Genomic DNA, 16,400 nt, shown 5'->3' with positions numbered 1-16,400 from the left:
GAGTTCAAACAAAGGCGCGCGGCTTGCCGGGTATCCGTGACCGGTCCATGGCGGACTCATCCACGCAACGTCATCCATCAAGCGCCAATCCTCTTTTCCAGGTTGTGAAATCGCCCTGTCGACCGGTAGCGATCGAACCAGGTGTTCGTGCGCAGTTCGCTCAACCGGGACGATCGTTCGGCAAGCGCCACGTCGAGCCAATGAAACATCTCGTCCTGCTTGCCCAGCCGGGCGTAGATCTCCGCAAACAGCAGCGGCGACGTATAGCCCGATTGCCGCCTCGCCAGCAAGTCCTGCAGGTACCACTGCAGAACTGCGTCGTAGCCACCCGCTTCCCATACGGTCCGGATTACCTCGGCCCGGGCAAAGTCGTTGCAACGCGTCAACGCATCGACGGTCGCCTCCACCGCTTCCTTGTACGCGCCCTGCGCTTCGAACGCGATCGACAGCACCTGGAAGATCAACGGCGACCGGTTGCCATGCCCCTCGGTCAGGAACTCCCGGGTGACCTCTTCGTAACGGCCCGATAACACCAGGCCGAAGATTCGTGAGCCGTCGAACGTGAGCGGGTCGAGTCGCTCCGCACGCTCGAACTGCGCGCGACCTTCCGTCTCCCGTCCGAGCGCCATCAACAGCCGCGCGTAGAGGCGGCTGGTTTCGGCGAGGTTGGGATTCAGGCGCAGCGCTTCGAGAAATTCCGCCTCGGCCTTGCGCCAGTCCCAGTCATAGAAATAATGCACGCCAGCCAGCGCGTGATGCGCTTCCGGCAGGTCCGGGTCCAGCTCCAATGCGCGAAGCGCAGCTTCCCTGGCTTTTGGATAACCTTGCGACGGCGCAAAGAGGCCATGCGTCACAGTCGATCCATAGATATTCGACAAGCCTGCATAACCGAGCGCGTAGGTTGGATCACGCTCGATCGCGGTCTCGAAGTAGCCGAGCGCGCGCGTGAAGTCCTCGCCGCTCAGCCCATGATGCGCGGCGAACCCCGGATGGAAATGAACGCGGCGCAGCCAGTAATATCTGCCGTGCAGGTACGCATCGTGCGCCGCCGGATCGACGGGCAGACGTCTTGCCAGCATGCCCCGCTGCTGCTCCGCGAGCGTCGGCAGCACGTCCCGCGCGAGCGCGGTCCCGACCTCCTTCTGCATATCCAGCGAGCCGCTTGCCGCCGGCTCATAAGCGCGGCCCCAGACCTGCGACTGATCGGTGCAGCGAATCAGCTGCGCCAACACGCGAACGCGTCCGCCCTCGCGCGTAAGCGAGCCTTCCAGCACATAGTCAAGCGCCAGCTCGTGCGCCATCTGCGCAATGCTTTTGTTGGATCGCCGGTAACTTGCGGCGGTTGTCCTGGCAATGAGGTAGATCTGCTCGGCATGCAACATGCCGATATTGGCGGAAGTCTCGTCGGCGAGCGCATCGCAGAAGCCGTCCTGAGCCGGGTCACCGCTCTTGTTTTCGAACGGCAGCACCAGCACGCGAACGGCGGCAGGCGCGGTGACTGCCGGTTGTGCCGGCGACACCCGCACGCCGTCCAGACGATAACCCTTGCCCTTGATAGTAAGCAGATACTGCGGATCGTCGGGATTCTCTCCAAGCGCAATGCGGATTTTCCGGATCGCCGTATTGATGCTGTTGTCCGTGTCCCGGAACGCGCTGCCGCTCCACAGCACCCTGACAATGTCAGCGCGCGTCACGAGTTCGCCACCGCGCGACGCCATGAAAATCAGGAGTTCCATCGGCAAGCGCTCCAGCCGGATGCGCTGCCCGGCACGGCGCAATTCGTAGCGCTCCACATCGAGCTCGACGTCCCCGATCCTGATGGCTGCGTGCATATTCATGTGCCCTCCAGCGAGATCGATTTTTATATGCGCTCTATCCGGCGCTGGCGCTCAGCCATTAACTCGTTTCGGATCGGGAGCGATTCGTCGAGCATAGCGCTCCTTGAATCATCGGGCACGCACAGGCGCGCAGGAACATGAGTGCATCACGTCGTTTTCTGCGTAAGAACGCTGACGCTCTACTATCCTGGAACGCGAGCGCATGTCATATCCGCCATTCTTTCAAGAATATTGGGGAGACCGATGTCGACCGCCACGCAGAACACCGGTCCCCCGCATGACGCCGGATTTATTTGACCAGCAGGCGCGTTCGGATGAACCCGGGTTCGCGGCCCAAGGCCTGTATCAATTCGCTGGATGGGGTTCTATCCAGATCCGTTACTACGTAGCCGGTTTCGCCCTGCGTCTGCAGGTGCTGAGCGACGATGTTGGCGCCCTCCCCGGCAAGCCGCGTGTTAAGCGTCGCAAGCGCGCCGGGCGCATTGCCGTGGACGTTGAGCAGACGCGCGGGCGCGTCCAGCGGTCCAGGATTGACGTGCGGAAAATTGACCGATCCCACTGTGTCGCCGGTCGTTAGAAACGAAATGAGTTTCGTCGCGACTTCGGTCCCGATGTTCTCCTGCGCTTCCTCCGTGCTGCCGCCCACATGGGGTGTCAGGATCACGTTAGGCAAATGCTGAAGCACGCTCTTGAAGATATCTGCATTGGTCTTGGGCTCCTCCGGGAATACGTCGATGGCAGCGCCACCCAGCCGCTTCGCTTGAAGCGCTTGCGCGAGGGCGTCGATATCGACCACCGAACCGCGCGATGCATTGATCAGGATCGCACCGGGTTTGAAACACGCCAGCGTTGCGGCGTCAATCATGCGGTTCGTCTGGGCCGTTGCGGGCACGTGCAGCGTCACCACGTCGGCATGAGCGACCGCGTCGGCGAGCGATTGTGCCGCACGGGCGGAACCCAGCGAGAGCCGCGCCTGCACGTCGTAATACACCACGCGCATGCCCATGGCTTCGGCCAGCACGCCGACCTGTGAGCCGATGTTGCCATACCCTACTATCGCGATGGTCTTGCCGCGCGCCTCGAACGATCCGCTCGCGCCCTTGGCCCACGTTCCAGCATGCGCCAGTACGCTCTTCTCGGGCACGCGGCGCAGCAGCAAGATAGCTTCGGCGATCACCAGTTCAGCGACCGAGCGGGTGTTCGAAAATGGCGCGTTGAAAACAGGAATACCCGCGTTTGCGGCTGCGTTCAGGTCGACCTGGGATGTCCCAATGCAGAAACAGCCTATTGCGAGCAGATGGCGCGCGGCATCGATTTCCTCGCGCTTGAGATGCGTCGCCGAGCGAATGCCGACGAGGTTATGTGCTTGAAGCGCAGTCTTTAAATCTGCGCCGGCGAGCGCGCCCGCGCGGCGCTCGACCTCGAGTTTCGCTTCGCTGAAACGCGCGACGGCGGTGTCGTGGATATTTTCGAGTAGAAGAACAGAGGTCATGGAACGCTTATGTGTCGGTGACGCGGGCCATTCGTAGGCCCGACAGGTGGCGTCCGGGTAACATTCGCAATCTTGCCGCGTTCGTTTCATGCCGGACGAATAGACGCCCAGGCTGCAAACGTCACGACGATGTTACCGCTTGCCGGGCGTTCGTATTTTCTCCCCTACTGCCCATGGGGCCTTTGGGCTTACCCATTCTTTCGATCAGGTTACCTGCTGGCTAAGGCAGGTCGTCGGGCTGAACGGTATGCTTGAGGCTTGTTGCCTGGGTATTGGACGCGGATCTCCGTTCGCCCTAAGGCGACGCAGATCAACTCGGCTTAGTCAAAGCAACGTTATTTTTCCTACGATGGCCAACACGTATTGCTTACCCGCTCCAGACAGGAGTGCATGCCAATGAGCGCATTCGCCAAACGGTCGTCCCGAACCTATGCGATGCCCGAGCGCAGCGATCGCCTCGACTTCTATATTCGCGACGAGACTCGGCGCTCGGCGATCACGGAACCGCACAAGCACGATTACTTCCAGATCCAGATCAATCTGGGTGGCGATACGCAGCAGCAGATCGGCGATGTAACGCGTGCGTTCCCAACCGGTTCAGTCGCGTTCATCGCGCCGCACCGGGTGCACATGATTCCGCACCCTGAACACTCGCGGTTCATCGTGATCAATTTCGCGCTGGACTTCCTTAACCTGAATGTCGATGCAGTCGATGGCCGGATCGACCTGGGCAATATTCCCATCATCCGGTTTCCGGAGCTCGCGCCCTTTCGCTTTCAAGACGAAACCGATTTCAGGCTGACAGAGTCCGACCTCGTCGAAGTAGAACGCATCGTTCACCTCATGATGGAGATAGACAGTGCGCGCGGCTTTGGCGCGACCAGCCGGCTTCGCGGTTACCTCCTGCAATTGATCGGACTCGTTTGCACGCGATATGCGGACCCGCTTTTGCAACTGGCTGCGCTCAGCGAACGCGCAGTCAGCCGGCGCGACTCCCTCGGCAAGGTGATGCGTCACGTTCTGGAGCATCTGGAAGACGACGCGCTTTCGCTGGGGTCGGCAGCACAAGACGCGGGGTTGACTCCGGGCTATGTCGCCCGCCTGATGAAAAAGGAAACCGGCAGGACGTTCGTGCAATGGGTAACGGATCAAAGAATCAGCCGCGCAAAAACATTGCTTGCGGACGATACCCGTCGCGTCAAGGACATCGCGCTCGTGGTCGGCTTTCGCGATGAGGCCTATTTCACCCGACGCTTTCGGCAGGCTGTAGGGACATCGCCGACGCAATACCGGGCGTCGCAATTCGAAGCATAGGTTCTTGCGCAGCGTTTCGCTCTTGCTGCCCTGAATAGAGCAATTTAATCCAGGACGTGGGACGGATTTGTCCTGCATGAAAGGTTGGCCGAAGCATATTGTTTGCGGGTGCCGCAATGAACCGCGCCAAACAACCTTTACCTTCGAGTTCGCCAACATGACCGAATACGTCTTCCCTGCTCCTCAAACTGTCGCCGTGCCCGTCGCCGGCTCGAGCGCTTCTTTCGCGGTTCGCCGCGTCTTTTGCGTAGGGCGCAATTACGCCGATCATGCGCGCGAGATGGGCGCGAACCCCGACCGCGAGCCGCCATTCTTCTTTACGAAACCCGCCGACGCTGTCGTGCCCGCAACGGGAACACTCGCTTACCCGATGCTCACCGAAGACCTGCACCACGAGATAGAGATGGTGATTGCCATCGGAAAAGAGGGGCGACAAATCGAGCCGAAGGACGCGTTGTCGTACATATTCGGCTACAGCGTCGGCGTAGACCTCACGCGGCGCGACCTGCAGGCGGTCGCCAAGAAGATGAGCCGGCCGTGGGACTGGGCCAAGGGCTTCGACGAATCCGCGCCCGTCACAGCTATCCGCCCCGCGACGGAAATCGGTCATCCGGGCAGCGGCCGCATTTGGCTGACAGTCAATGGCGAGACGCGGCAAACGGGCGATCTCGGCGATATGATCTGGCCGGTTGCCGACATCATCAGCCACGTTTCACAAGCGGTTGTCATCAAGCCCGGTGATCTGATTTTTACGGGCACGCCTGCGGGCGTCGGGGCGTTAAAGCCCGGCGATAAAGTCGCTGGCGGTGTCGATGGTATTGCCGACTTCCACTTTGAAATCGGCAAGCTGCCACGGACTGTTGGTTAGCGTTTCGCGAGTCAGTACCATGGCCTTGGCTTAAGTAATTTCTCCGTACGCTCTACTTATCAATCTGCGGTTTTCACAGCTCTGCTCTGACGCCAGGCCAGCACTCACTCTTGCTGGCTTAGCCGCTTCATGGCAAAGCTCCTCACGTCTTTCGCGACCCTCATCCACCCAATGCGCAACGCTCCCGAATAACCTCACCTAAGCGTCGATAAGGCTGCGACCTGCTGGCTGCAAGTCTTTTTTATGACTGCAACGCTCGCGCCGACTGTGTATAACATCGACACATTGTCGTTAATCGCCAAGCGAGAGAGCCCACCATGAACAGCCCCATTCCGCGTGACGAACAGCTCAAAGACAAACATCACCACTTACGTTTTCATCTGCCATACGTGCACCTTTCGTCAGTATTCGGTGACGACTGGTTCGCACTAAAAGCCGAGCGTTTTGCGCGCTTCTTCGGAACACCGACTTTCCTCGTCGGGCAAACGATTATTGTTGCAGCCTGGATCGGCATCAACGTCGCCGGCCTGACAAAGTTCGACGTTTATCCTTTCATTCTTCTAAACCTTGCATTTAGTCTCCAGGCCGCTTACGCCGCCCCGTTGATTCTGCTTGCGCAAACGCGCCAAGCAGACCGCGACAAGGTCAACGCCGACGCCGATGCGCGGCATCGCGAAGACCTCGCCTCAGCGAATGAGGAACGCCAGTTGCAAGCGGCTCGGCAGACCGAACAGCTCGTCGCCTTGCTTGAGCAAAATACCAAATTGACCGAGATCACGAAGCAAATGAGCGAACGTATCGAGGCATTGACGCGCGAAGTGCATAACCGGATCGAGCGGGCAAACATGAAACCGTAAGTGTCGAAATCAGTGGGCCGTTGATCGACAGTCAAGCCACAGAGAACTGATCAATCCTCGGCCGGGATGAGCGGGCCAATTCGCTTCCAATAAATCCTGGTGCCGCTCAGCCCTCCATGTGGCTTGAACGCATAGTCCGGAATCTCACCCGCAAGAGTGAACCCGAGACGCTCGTAGAGCGTCGACGCTCCGCCGTCGGTCGCGGTATCGAGGACCAGCAGCGTGCGTCCGTGCTTCACGGCCAGATTTTCCGCCGTCTGCATCAGCGATGCCGCTACACCTTGCCCGCGGTGACTGAGACGGGTCATCAGTTTGGCGATCTCCGCCCGATGTGGCTGGTTGGGCGGACAGTCGAGCAACAGGGTGACCGTGCCAACCAGTCTCTCACCGTCCCATGCACCCAGAACCATTCGTTCGCCGCGAGTCGCGGCAGCCAGCGCATTGGACCAGAACGCTCCTGCCGCTTCAGGCTGCAGCGGATGCATGAAGCTGACCGAACCGCCGTTCGCAACCGTCTCGATCAAGAGCCCGCTGAGCATTTCGCACGTCGTCGACGAAGCGCGCAGTTCGCTGATTTCAATGTTCAACATGATGACTAAGTCCGGGCGAGAACAACGAGGTAGGTACAGGTCAAGGCGGTTTCGTTAGCGAGCGTCACCTCGGAAGGCGGACCGAACCCCAGGCAATCACCCGCGCTCAGATCGTATCGCTCGCCACCTTCCAGGATCACGAGATCGCCCACCAACACCCACACAACCTGACGGATATGGGCATAAGACGACGGCGGCAACGCCACCTGTCGTCTTGCCGGCAGATCGACCTGGACGATCTCCACCGGGTGATCCGGATTGTTGAATACCTGCTTGCGGAGATAGCCGGTCTTGGGATCGCGCCAGAGAGGCTGGTCGAGCGCCCGCGACAAGCGGTCTCCATTGCCTTCTGCCCTCACCAAAAGGCCCGCGAGCGTCAGGTCGAAGGCCGAGGCCAGTCGCACCAGCGTAACCGCGGTGGGGCTTATTTCCTCGCGTTCAATCTTGCTGATCGTCGCCTTGGCGACCCCTGAGGATTCGGCCAGATCTGCTAATGACCAGCCGCGCGCACTTCGTTCAAGCCGAATACGGCGGGCGATGCGAGGTCCGGTATCGTCTATTGAAAATGTCATATCGTCTATCATAGTAGACGATAGGGTCGTGCACAAGACGCGCTCAAAGCGTGGGGACTAGTGCGTTGATGGGTTTGAAGTTGGGATCAAGTTTTGTCTTCCAGCGCGGCCCGTCAGTGAGTACGGTGAGCGCGGCAGCGTCGGGTGCAGCGAATCACGCGCCCGGAAATAGCCGTGCTCGCAGCAGCAGATCATTTGGCAAATGCTTGCTGTGATCAGTTCAATACGCGCCGGCCGAAGCCGGCGCGCTCTGCCGCAGGTGCTCTTCAGACTCAGACAGCTTTCGTAACCGGCGCCGTGGCAGCAGGATCGCTCGTTCCCACCCGCCCCGTTTCAACGTGCCCTGCCAGGCGTCGCTGGAATGCCGGGTTAGATGGCATCGTGACCTGCAAGTCGTACCAGTTGCTGTTGCATGACAGGTCCCAATGGTCCTCTGCGGTTTTGAGCGCAGGTACCGCGATTGATCGCGGCGGCTGGCCGTAGGCCAGGTCGGTGACCGTGAAGACTACCTGCGCGGTGCTCTGATTGCTGAGCGTTAGATACACATTGCCGTTGGCCACGTCATAGCACGTCACCGTCTCGGGTTGCACGGCAGCGTCGCCTGCAACCGAGCCCGTGAAGCGGCGGAAGTACCCGTTCGGACCAAACACGCTCAGCGAGTATTGACCGTTCTTGTCGGCGGCCCAGGTATCGGAAAGCTGCTTGCCTGCTTCGACGGTATAACGCCTGGGCATCGCCGTTGGGTCAGCGGTGTACACATAGAAATTCGCGCCCACCTTGCCGGTATTCGCGAAGGTCAGCGTGTATGTCTGGCTTTGTACTTGCAACGTGCCGTTCACATGCAGCTCGTAGGGCAGCGGCCGCGTGGGACGTGTGCCCGGCTCCTGCGCCGCGATGACCTGCGCGGCGGTGGCAGCGGGCGCGGTCTGGCTGGTCGGCAACGCGCATTGCATATCGGCCGCAGCAATGTATCCCGACGTGCTCGGCAGCGCCGGGACGGTGGCATCGGGCTTCGAGAAATCGAACGCCGAAGTCAGGTCGCCGCAGATGGCGCGACGCCACGGCGTGAGGTTCGTTTCGATCACCCCAAAACGCTTTTCGATGAATTGCAGCACCGACGTGTGATCGAATACTTGCGAGCAGACAAAACCACCCTTGCTCCACGGTGAAACAACGGTCATCGGCACGCGCGGTCCGAGACCATAAGGCAGGTTGTCGGCGGTGTAGGTACCGGCTTGCGCGGCAGTCACCACGGTATGGCGTTCAAGCGTAATGTCCGCTGTGCTCAAGCCCGAGCCCGGCAACGTAGGCGCTTGCGGGGGCACCATGTGATCGAAGAAACCATCGTTCTCGTCATACATGATGAACAGCGCCGTCTTGCTCCAGACATCGGGGTTCGCGGTGAGGGCATCGAGGATCGACGCGATGTATTCCGCGCCGTAGAGCGGCGTGAATTTCGGATGCTCGGAGTAGGCGGCGGGCGGCAGCAGCCAGGAGACCTGCGGCAACGCGTTAGCCACCACATCCGCCTTGAGTTGCGTGAGCGTGCGCGCGACCATCGCCTTCGTGTTCAGCGCTGAACCGGCCGGCGCGTTCACGTAGTTCTGAAAGTTCGCCAGCACGTTGGTGCCGTAGTTGCCGCTGTAGTTATCGAAGCTCGTTCCCTGCTGATAGATCTGCCATGAGACGCCGGCCGCTTCCAGCCGCTCCGGATAGGTCGTCCAGTTGAACGGCGCCATCTGGAGCGTATCGAACTGGTTATCGACATAGTCGGTGTTGTCGAGCAACGGGCCACCGCCTGCTCCGGTCGGATCCACCATGCCGGTCATCAGATACATGCGGTTCGGATGCGTGTTGCCGGGTATCGAGCAGAAATAGTGGTCGCAGACGGTAAACGCGTCAGCAAGCGCGTAGTGAAACGGGATGTCCGCACGCACGTGGTAACCCATCGTCATGTCGGTCTTCTGCACCGCCCATTTGTCGGCGCGGCCGTTATCGATCGCGCCATGCGTGGTCGCCCATGTATGCGGCAACCCGCCTATACATTGCGCGTTGACGGCCGGGTTGGTCGTGTCGTAACGAAATGGCGCGATGGTCTGCGCCTGATTCTCCTGGCGCGGCTGGAACCATACCGGTAAGCCATTTGGAAGCGTCACGGGAAAGCGGTCGTTATACCCCCGCACGCCGCTCAGATGCCCGAGGTAGTGATCGAACGAGCGATTTTCCTGCATGAAGACAACGATATGCTCGACATCGTTGATCGTGCCGGTAACGGAATTCGGTTCGATCGCGAGCGCCTTGCGGATCGAGTCCGGAAAGAGCGACGCTGCAGCGCCGGCACCGGCCAGGCTGGCGGAAATTTTAAGAAAATCGCGGCGGCTCTTCGTGACCATGCGCTTACCTTTTTTGTGTTCTATGGGGAGTGATTGGCCGTCCGTCAAGCGTTCGGCAGCCGATTGCAGGGGACTATGTCGATACCATCCAAACGATCAGGATGACGAAGCAGGTGTAGCGGACGGGGGACAGCTCATCTTGGCCGACACGGACGCGCCACCGCATGCCGATTGATTCGACGAGTCCGAACTACCGCAGGCGGACAGCAATAGTCCGGGAAGTATCGACGCGACTATGAGCGCGCAGAGTCGAAGTTTCGACGTTTGCATGACTTTCTCAGGAAGGATCGGAGTGAACGGATACGCTCGGCGCATGCCCATCAAAGGAACGCACCGAAACGATGGCGCTGAGATTACCGGGTGTTTATGACAGGTAGGTGGGAAGATTTGAAAATATAAGGTAAGGATTATCGAGGCGAGAAGGTCTCGAGTCAGATTCGATTCGGGGTGACGTCGCTTGAGTGTTATGAGTTCGCACCCGGCTCCCGGAAAGCCTCACCGATGACGGTCCATGCTCTAAGAGCAGCACTTCTGCCAAGCCGTTGTTGGACACGATGCCGAAACTTTGTCGGTCTTAAGGTGAGCTGATACGGGATCGGCTTGAAGCGCAATCAGTCAGGGACGTTGACGCTTTTCGCGGAGGTGGCTTTTAATCCGGAGTCCATATCAGAGAGAAATCAGGACACAGGTGGCAAAGGGGCGAACGTCGGCAGGCCGATTTTCGTAGTCTATGAATTACGTGATCCGGCGACGCTCGAGATGGACTGCACGCTACCGTCTGCGATTCGCCTTTACTTTGCGACTCTCGAATGTGTCACGACTGGCCTCAACACCCTCGAAGAGATGTCACCAGAATCTGACGCGCAGTTGAAACCCTATCGTGAAGGGTAAGTCGCTAGAGGGGATCGGCGGAATCAGGATGATGTTTGCGCCAATACGACCGTACTCCGCCATGATGAGCGGCGCGAGGACTGGGCCCACTTTGTGATCGTGGCCGATACCCCATTTGCCATAGTCGTATCCCGATATCAAGCCGCCCATTGCGGCGAGTCGGATGTAACCCCAATGCGCGAATTCCGGCGCCCAGACACCGCCGCCGTAAAACGAAGGCGCCGTCAGCGAATTTCTGAAGTAGCCGCCGGCCAGCGCCCATTGCGGCGCAATCCAGCATTCAACGCCAATACCTGGATTGAATTGATCAAAGTGTTTTTTGGGATGGACGTGATATGAACCGATCATCGCGTCCGCCCATAAGCCATCACTGCAAACCTCGGCCGCCGAGACCTTCGATATCGCACCTAATGTCATCAGGGCCGCCAGCATGAGCGGGACACGGATCTTTTTTGAGACAGTCGCTGACGTTTTCATTCGGCTCAAACCTGTACGTTCTGCCGTCGCGGTCTCGCCGACCACGCCTTTTTATATAAAGTTCGAGCAGAACTTTACACGACTGCAATGGGCATTTGTGTGAAATTGGGGAACGAGTGTAGAGAAGCAAAGTTGTGCGCGGATGTGATATTTGGCTGAAGTCTTTTGGCTTTTTGAATACTTGGTGGCTGGACTGGATTCGTTTGCCGATTTGTAGTTCGTTTCCCGAGATAGCTCGCGGAGAGTTGGCAGGCGGGATGCGCAAGCGCGTAGCTTCCAATTGATGCGATCCGGGTCGCGTGAATCCGGGCGCGGCAACTGTCCGCCAGTGTCTGGAACTTGATGCGCATAAAGTTTTTCGGGTGCGCGTCGAAGAGGGGGGCCGAGCAAGCGAAGGGGGTTAGTTACAAAAGCTCTACCCATGAAGGATTCAGCAAGCCGTCTGGCAATACGCGCCAGGCTCGGCCAGCATATGCAACGGATATCGTGGCGAAGTAAACGTAAAAAGCCGTTCCAAATCCCTTTGGAACGGCCATTCACTTTTGGAGCGTGTGGCCAGCGACACGTGGTCAACTACCGCAGCGGCTCGGCATGATCGATCAAGGTTTTTTGAGCGCGTCCTTTAGGTTTTCGCGCGCATCGCCGACGCCTTTTTGCACCTTGCCAGCTGCCTGTTGCATATCGCCCTTGGCTTCCTGGCTCTTATCGCCGGTTACCTTGCCAACCACCTCGTTGACCTTGCCCTTGGCCTGATTTACCACACCGTCTTTCTGATCCTTGTTCATCTTGATCTCCTTTCGTATCGAGGCGCGAAATCCAGGTCTTCCGGGATTCGCGGCGTCATGTCAGGGAAAGCGCCCTGAACGTGTAATCAGAATGGCGATTTCGAACGCCGCAGAACAGCCTCACACGTCTGATTCCCACGTAGGCGGAATCGCACATACGCGGCGAGCGGTCAGCGCGACGCTAGAGGAACATTGCGATAAATACTGTATGTTTGTACAGTACACACCTTGGCGCAATGGCATGAGTGGAGGAGAAGACAATGGACTTCGACGAAGATCGTATGGACACCCCCGAATTCGCACGCGCAGTGCGCGACCTTGAGCGGATTACGCGCGATATAGCCGCGCGCTACATCGTGCAAGGTGTGCCTTTGACTTGGCGATTGTTGCTCGCCATTGAGGCGGAAGCGCTTGCGGATCTCGGTTTTGCGGGGCGACACGAGTCCGCACTCCGCGCATTGTTTGAGCGCCCGGACGATATGGCCTTCCCTGAAACCGATGATCTCGTCGATTTCGGCGCGTCGAATGCATTACCGCCCGTGTTTGTATTTGCCGTCGATGCCTACGATTGCGCAGCCCGTGCTGGACATCCCGAACTGGCAGTACCCGTGGCGCATTGAAATCTGAATTTGCGATCGTGCGGATTGCGCTCATTTCGACCGTGGCCGCCGGGAGACCGGCGGCCGTCACTCTTCCAATCGCGATTCGTGCTTGTGTCCTGCTCGAACAGGCTAGGGTCGCGTCGCCCGCCGTGCGCTGAGCAAACCACAATGGCCCGGCGACGTTCAACACGCCGTCATGCAAGACCTTACCCACGAGCGCCTGGCGACGCAGCTTTCAGGTTACGGGCGACATTGGGATAAGAGCTAAACCTCACAATCGCTTTGCATCACATGTCTTTCGACGCCCCCAATATTCGAAGTATTCAAATACACGGAAAAGCTCTGGCAGCAGACGCACAGTCAGCTTTCGCGTAACCTGTTGAACGCACGAGGTTTACAACTAACGGATTATCAAGCCAATGACCGCTCCCGCGAAAACGCACGAAATTTTCGATCACGAGCGCGCCAATTGGTACGCCGATCCGCATAGCGCGTTCGATTCCTGGATGGCGGATCAAGCGTTCAAAGCGTCTTCCGCGGACGTCTACCGAGCGCAATGGGGACTCTTCCTGGAATGGCTGACCGTCAAACGAATTGACCTTCGAACGGTTGATCGACTGGCGATCGAACAGTTCGTCACTCAATTAGAGATTCGAAAACCACAGCGCGTTCGCTATCTGCGCCTTATCGAACGGGTGCTTGACCATGTGCGCGAGATCGAGATGGCATCGACGAACCCAGCTCGTTTCATCGCCCAGGACGGCGAGGCCCCATGGCGAAATGCACGCGAAAATGAACCAACAGGGTTTCTCGCCCACGGTGAACGGGCGGCCCTGATCGGCTATCTTTTCTCTCCATTCGGCGATCTGCCGGCCGGACAGCGTTGGAGAGAGCGACGCGATCGTGCACTGGTCGGCGCATTCCTGGGCGGCGGGGTGAAAACGGGTGAAGCAGCAGCGCTGACCGTTAGTAACTATTCATGGAATCAGCCGTGGCTCGCTGTCGAGGCTACAAACCCCGCCTTGAATCGGGAAACCCGGCTCGCACCCTTCGCAATCGCGTTACTCGATCACTGGATCAGTGAGCGCAAAACAGCGCGATTACTCGGCAATCTGCTGTTTCCATCCGCACCATCGGGGCGCCCAATGCACAAGGCCACCATGCTGCGCGCGATCGATGCCGTGATCGAAGCCGCCGGCATTGCCGGTTCACGAACGGCACGCGCCAGTCCGCAAACCTTGCGCAATACCTTCGCAGCCGATTTGTTCGAAAGTGGTACTGCGGCCGAGCGCGTCGGGCAATGGTTAGGTTTCCAGCAACAAATCTCGGCGCATCGGCTGCATCGAGCATGGCAAAACTGGATAGGTGAGGAAATACGGGAGCGGGATCTGGCCGAGGCGCAAATAAGCGGTGTCGACGAAAGCCACCGATTCGAATAGCACCCGGCTCCCGAAAAGTCTCACCTCTCGGCCTGTTCACTCGCGTCAACGACCTCGGGAGAGTGAAATCGGGCTACGGCGAGCAGCCGTGAGGATGCCGTCCCTGATGACCGATCGCAATCGGGGCAGGACAACTCGAACTCGTCATCGTGCTGCGCAAGTTCAGGCTCGCCGGTGACGCACGTGGGACAGCTGGCCGGTACTGCGACAAAACCATCAATGTCTGTTCCCAACGTGCGCATTTCCTGCTCGGATAGCCGTCCTTCCTCGACCATCGTGCAGATTAGCCGGGCCACGTTTTCGCTCATTCCACTCTGTCCGAGCAACGCGTCACGTTCAAACGCCAGCGCATCGATCTCGTCCGATTGCTCGCGAATTTGCAGCTCCAGCCGGTCCGTGCGTGCCTTTGCGATGCTAAGTTGTTGAATAAAATCGAATTCCTTCTGGCTTGCCTGACGCACGCCCGCCTGGTAGGTCGCCGCCATACCACGCAAAGAATCAAGTTCCACGAGCATCGGCTTCACGCGCCGTTCGGCCTCACTGATTGCATCCTTGATCTGCTGCGCGTAATGCTCGGTGTTGTGTCGTAGTTCGCCATTCAACATATCCACGCGATCGCGCAGCGTGGCGTTAGCCGTTTGCTCTGTTTCGAGCCGTTGAGTCAGCGCAGCATGTTCCCGTTCCAACCGATGAATCGATGCCTGCAGGCTGCTTTGCGTGTCCAGTTCGCGTCCCCGCAACGATCCTAATTCGATCTCCAGTGCGGAATTGCGCGCTAACGCGGCGTCCGCGCGTGCTTCGCTGCGGCGAAGCGCTTCGTCGACCGTCGCACAGCGAACTTCTGCATCGCGAAGCCGGCTTAACGCGGCATCGACGTCATCTTTTGCAGCATGGCGCTCGTCTTCAAGCGACCGAATTGCAAATTCTTGCGCTTCCTGGAAAAGCTGCCCGAGCAATTCACCCGCTCGTTCCTGCAGTCCTTCCGGAATCGCTCCGCTGTCGATACGAACGCGCGACGCGGATCTGATCCGAGCCCAAAATGCGTCAATATCCTTAGGGATATCGCTTGCACTTCCGGTTTGCGTAAGATCCCTGACCGTCGCCATTGAAGGGCGTATGCCGAAATCGAAGAAAAGCCGCTTGCAAGCGTGCTGAGACAGATCTTGTCGGCGTGCACCATTGATCCGCATCGTCGCGAGTTCAGCGCGCAGCGCGAGACGTTCTGCGTCGTTCATACGAAGCTCCAAGTCAATTTCGTTCGTATAATAATACTTTACGTATCAACCGCTACACATTTAGGGCGGACGAACGGGCTCGTGCTTCTCGCTACTCTCTTTCTGCCCAAATAGCCTATATCACCCAACCAATGCAGTGGCATCCGTGAAACATGTCGAGGTTAATCCGTCAAGCCTTTGATTACTAGCGTTTTTTTCCAATCTACCCATTTTTGCTGATGTTCCACGGAGTTTTTGTTTCACGGTTCTCTTTCTCGGATCTCTCGGTTGCTTGAGAGTATTAGAAGTAAACACCTTTGAAACCTAGTTAAAGACGTTAACGCCACGGCAAAGCCTTACCAGATAAGGCTTTGCGAGCGGCTCGGTGAGGGTCTGCGGGATAGAAGGTGAGATAACGCGGGGGGCATCGGTGTATAGGTTCAGGGGCTAGCGTGAGGAGTCACGGGAGCAATCGTGAGCGAGTTCGGGAGGCGGGTGTTTGGCGACGGTGAGGAAATACAGGGGCTGCCTCGGCTGTCGTCCATATACAGGGGGACAGCGCACATCGACATGCCAATTTCTGCAGTGAGCGTTTGCAGGATAAAGGAAATAAGAAAATTCCAATGAAAATTAGGTAATTATTACCTATAGGTGAGGCTTTGCAGGGGTCAACCCGATTTCAGGGTGAGACTATGCGGGCGTGGACAGCTCATAGGGTCCAGTTTGCGGGACGTATAAACCGTAAAGGTGAGGGAATACAGGGGAGCTTCACTGCGGTATTCAAACCTGGCCAATTCGACAATCCTGCTGTTTTTATGGGGTATTTCTCGGAAACCAGGCTAGAGGTGAGGATTTTCGGGAGGCGTTTTGGGTTCGTCGAGGATCGCACCCACAGCTTTGGTTTAGTTCTAAGGTGAGGATTTTCGGGACCGCATGGTCTCGATCTAAGGCGCGAAAATCCTGTTTGGCGGTCATCCGGTCGACTTAAATCATATTAAGCACATGATTTAAAAAGACTTTGTATAAATTGGCTGAGGCCATATTGCGGCAAAGGTGAGTATTTTCGGG

13 protein-coding genes are annotated in these 16,400 nt (G+C 58.2%); 5 read left to right on the top strand and 8 right to left on the bottom strand.

Annotated elements, in window-relative coordinates:
- Nucleotides 1–77 precede the first annotated feature (77 nt).
- Together ACSOSP_RS35640 and serA are read right to left on the bottom strand one after the other, a co-directional pair.
- The gene (locus tag ACSOSP_RS35640) at nucleotides 78–1,838 is read right to left on the bottom strand and encodes a winged helix-turn-helix domain-containing protein (RefSeq protein WP_455315330.1); all 1,761 of its coding nucleotides are present in this window, start codon (nucleotides 1,836–1,838) and stop codon (nucleotides 78–80) included.
- Between the two features lie 289 nt (nucleotides 1,839–2,127).
- The gene (serA, locus tag ACSOSP_RS35635) at nucleotides 2,128–3,330 is read right to left on the bottom strand and encodes a phosphoglycerate dehydrogenase (protein WP_455315329.1); all 1,203 of its coding nucleotides are present in this window, start codon (nucleotides 3,328–3,330) and stop codon (nucleotides 2,128–2,130) included.
- A 396-nt stretch (nucleotides 3,331–3,726) separates the two neighbouring features.
- Here serA and ACSOSP_RS35630 point away from each other — a divergent pair, with 396 nt between their 5' ends.
- The 3 genes from ACSOSP_RS35630 to ACSOSP_RS35620 all read left to right on the top strand — a co-directional run bounded on the left by ACSOSP_RS35630 (nucleotide 3,727) and on the right by ACSOSP_RS35620 (nucleotide 6,369).
- Nucleotides 3,727–4,644 (top strand): helix-turn-helix domain-containing protein, encoded by a 918-nt coding sequence (locus ACSOSP_RS35630; protein ID WP_455315328.1) that lies wholly within the window; start codon nucleotides 3,727–3,729, stop codon nucleotides 4,642–4,644.
- A gap of 157 nt (nucleotides 4,645–4,801) precedes the next feature.
- Complete coding sequence (locus tag ACSOSP_RS35625; RefSeq protein ID WP_455315327.1) at nucleotides 4,802–5,512, top strand: fumarylacetoacetate hydrolase family protein; 711 nt, start codon at nucleotides 4,802–4,804, stop codon at nucleotides 5,510–5,512.
- A 317-nt stretch (nucleotides 5,513–5,829) separates the two neighbouring features.
- Nucleotides 5,830–6,369, top strand: a complete 540-nt coding sequence (locus ACSOSP_RS35620; protein WP_455315326.1) for a DUF1003 domain-containing protein — start codon at nucleotides 5,830–5,832, stop codon at nucleotides 6,367–6,369.
- 50 nt (nucleotides 6,370–6,419) lie between these two features.
- Here ACSOSP_RS35620 and ACSOSP_RS35615 read toward each other — a convergent pair whose 3' ends face one another.
- The 5 genes from ACSOSP_RS35615 to ACSOSP_RS35595 form a co-directional block, all read right to left on the bottom strand.
- Complete coding sequence (locus ACSOSP_RS35615; RefSeq protein ID WP_455315325.1) at nucleotides 6,420–6,959, bottom strand: GNAT family N-acetyltransferase; 540 nt, start codon at nucleotides 6,957–6,959, stop codon at nucleotides 6,420–6,422.
- A 5-nt stretch (nucleotides 6,960–6,964) separates the two neighbouring features.
- Entirely contained in the window at nucleotides 6,965–7,531 is a 567-nt protein-coding gene (locus tag ACSOSP_RS35610) for a helix-turn-helix domain-containing protein (protein ID WP_455315324.1), read from the bottom strand.
- A 272-nt stretch (nucleotides 7,532–7,803) separates the two neighbouring features.
- Nucleotides 7,804–9,924, bottom strand: a complete 2,121-nt coding sequence (locus ACSOSP_RS35605) for a phosphocholine-specific phospholipase C (protein WP_455315323.1) — start codon at nucleotides 9,922–9,924, stop codon at nucleotides 7,804–7,806.
- Nucleotides 9,925–10,770: 846 nt separating this feature from the next.
- Nucleotides 10,771–11,247 (bottom strand): hypothetical protein, encoded by a 477-nt coding sequence (locus ACSOSP_RS35600; RefSeq protein WP_455315322.1) that lies wholly within the window; start codon nucleotides 11,245–11,247, stop codon nucleotides 10,771–10,773.
- A 644-nt stretch (nucleotides 11,248–11,891) separates the two neighbouring features.
- Nucleotides 11,892–12,077 carry a CsbD family protein gene (locus tag ACSOSP_RS35595; protein ID WP_455315321.1) on the bottom strand — a complete coding sequence of 62 codons (186 nt, stop codon included), beginning with the start codon at nucleotides 12,075–12,077 and terminating at the stop codon, nucleotides 11,892–11,894.
- 260 nt (nucleotides 12,078–12,337) lie between these two features.
- Here ACSOSP_RS35595 and ACSOSP_RS35590 point away from each other — a divergent pair, with 260 nt between their 5' ends.
- Together ACSOSP_RS35590 and ACSOSP_RS35585 are read left to right on the top strand one after the other, a co-directional pair.
- Nucleotides 12,338–12,697 carry a DUF2471 family protein gene (locus ACSOSP_RS35590; protein ID WP_455315320.1) on the top strand — a complete coding sequence of 120 codons (360 nt, stop codon included), beginning with the start codon at nucleotides 12,338–12,340 and terminating at the stop codon, nucleotides 12,695–12,697.
- A gap of 401 nt (nucleotides 12,698–13,098) precedes the next feature.
- Nucleotides 13,099–14,118, top strand: coding sequence for a tyrosine-type recombinase/integrase (locus ACSOSP_RS35585; protein WP_455315319.1), 1,020 nt, complete (start codon nucleotides 13,099–13,101; stop codon nucleotides 14,116–14,118).
- Nucleotides 14,119–14,138: 20 nt separating this feature from the next.
- On the opposite strand, the gene ACSOSP_RS35580 is transcribed toward ACSOSP_RS35585, so the two are convergent.
- Nucleotides 14,139–15,353, bottom strand: a complete 1,215-nt coding sequence (locus ACSOSP_RS35580; RefSeq protein WP_455315318.1) for a DNA-binding protein — start codon at nucleotides 15,351–15,353, stop codon at nucleotides 14,139–14,141.
- Nucleotides 15,354–16,400 lie beyond the last annotated feature (1,047 nt).

The sequence above is a fragment of the Caballeronia sp. KNU42 genome (assembly GCF_053760385.1).
Note: the sequence above shows the minus strand (reverse complement) of the source record. Positions and strands in the feature narration are given on the sequence as shown.

Coding starts and splice junctions, on each gene's coding strand:
- ACSOSP_RS35620 (WP_455315326.1), top strand. CDS start 5,830: ATGAACAGCCCCATTCCGCGTGACGAACAGCTCAAAGACAAACATCAC.
- ACSOSP_RS35625 (WP_455315327.1), top strand. CDS start 4,802: ATGACCGAATACGTCTTCCCTGCTCCTCAAACTGTCGCCGTGCCCGTC.
- serA (WP_455315329.1), bottom strand. CDS start 3,330: ATGACCTCTGTTCTTCTACTCGAAAATATCCACGACACCGCCGTCGCG.
- ACSOSP_RS35585 (WP_455315319.1), top strand. CDS start 13,099: ATGACCGCTCCCGCGAAAACGCACGAAATTTTCGATCACGAGCGCGCC.
- ACSOSP_RS35630 (WP_455315328.1), top strand. CDS start 3,727: ATGAGCGCATTCGCCAAACGGTCGTCCCGAACCTATGCGATGCCCGAG.
- ACSOSP_RS35580 (WP_455315318.1), bottom strand. CDS start 15,353: ATGAACGACGCAGAACGTCTCGCGCTGCGCGCTGAACTCGCGACGATG.
- ACSOSP_RS35615 (WP_455315325.1), bottom strand. CDS start 6,959: ATGTTGAACATTGAAATCAGCGAACTGCGCGCTTCGTCGACGACGTGC.
- ACSOSP_RS35610 (WP_455315324.1), bottom strand. CDS start 7,531: ATGACATTTTCAATAGACGATACCGGACCTCGCATCGCCCGCCGTATT.
- ACSOSP_RS35605 (WP_455315323.1), bottom strand. CDS start 9,924: ATGGTCACGAAGAGCCGCCGCGATTTTCTTAAAATTTCCGCCAGCCTG.
- ACSOSP_RS35595 (WP_455315321.1), bottom strand. CDS start 12,077: ATGAACAAGGATCAGAAAGACGGTGTGGTAAATCAGGCCAAGGGCAAG.
- ACSOSP_RS35640 (WP_455315330.1), bottom strand. CDS start 1,838: ATGAATATGCACGCAGCCATCAGGATCGGGGACGTCGAGCTCGATGTG.
- ACSOSP_RS35590 (WP_455315320.1), top strand. CDS start 12,338: ATGGACTTCGACGAAGATCGTATGGACACCCCCGAATTCGCACGCGCA.
- ACSOSP_RS35600 (WP_455315322.1), bottom strand. CDS start 11,247: ATGCTGGCGGCCCTGATGACATTAGGTGCGATATCGAAGGTCTCGGCG.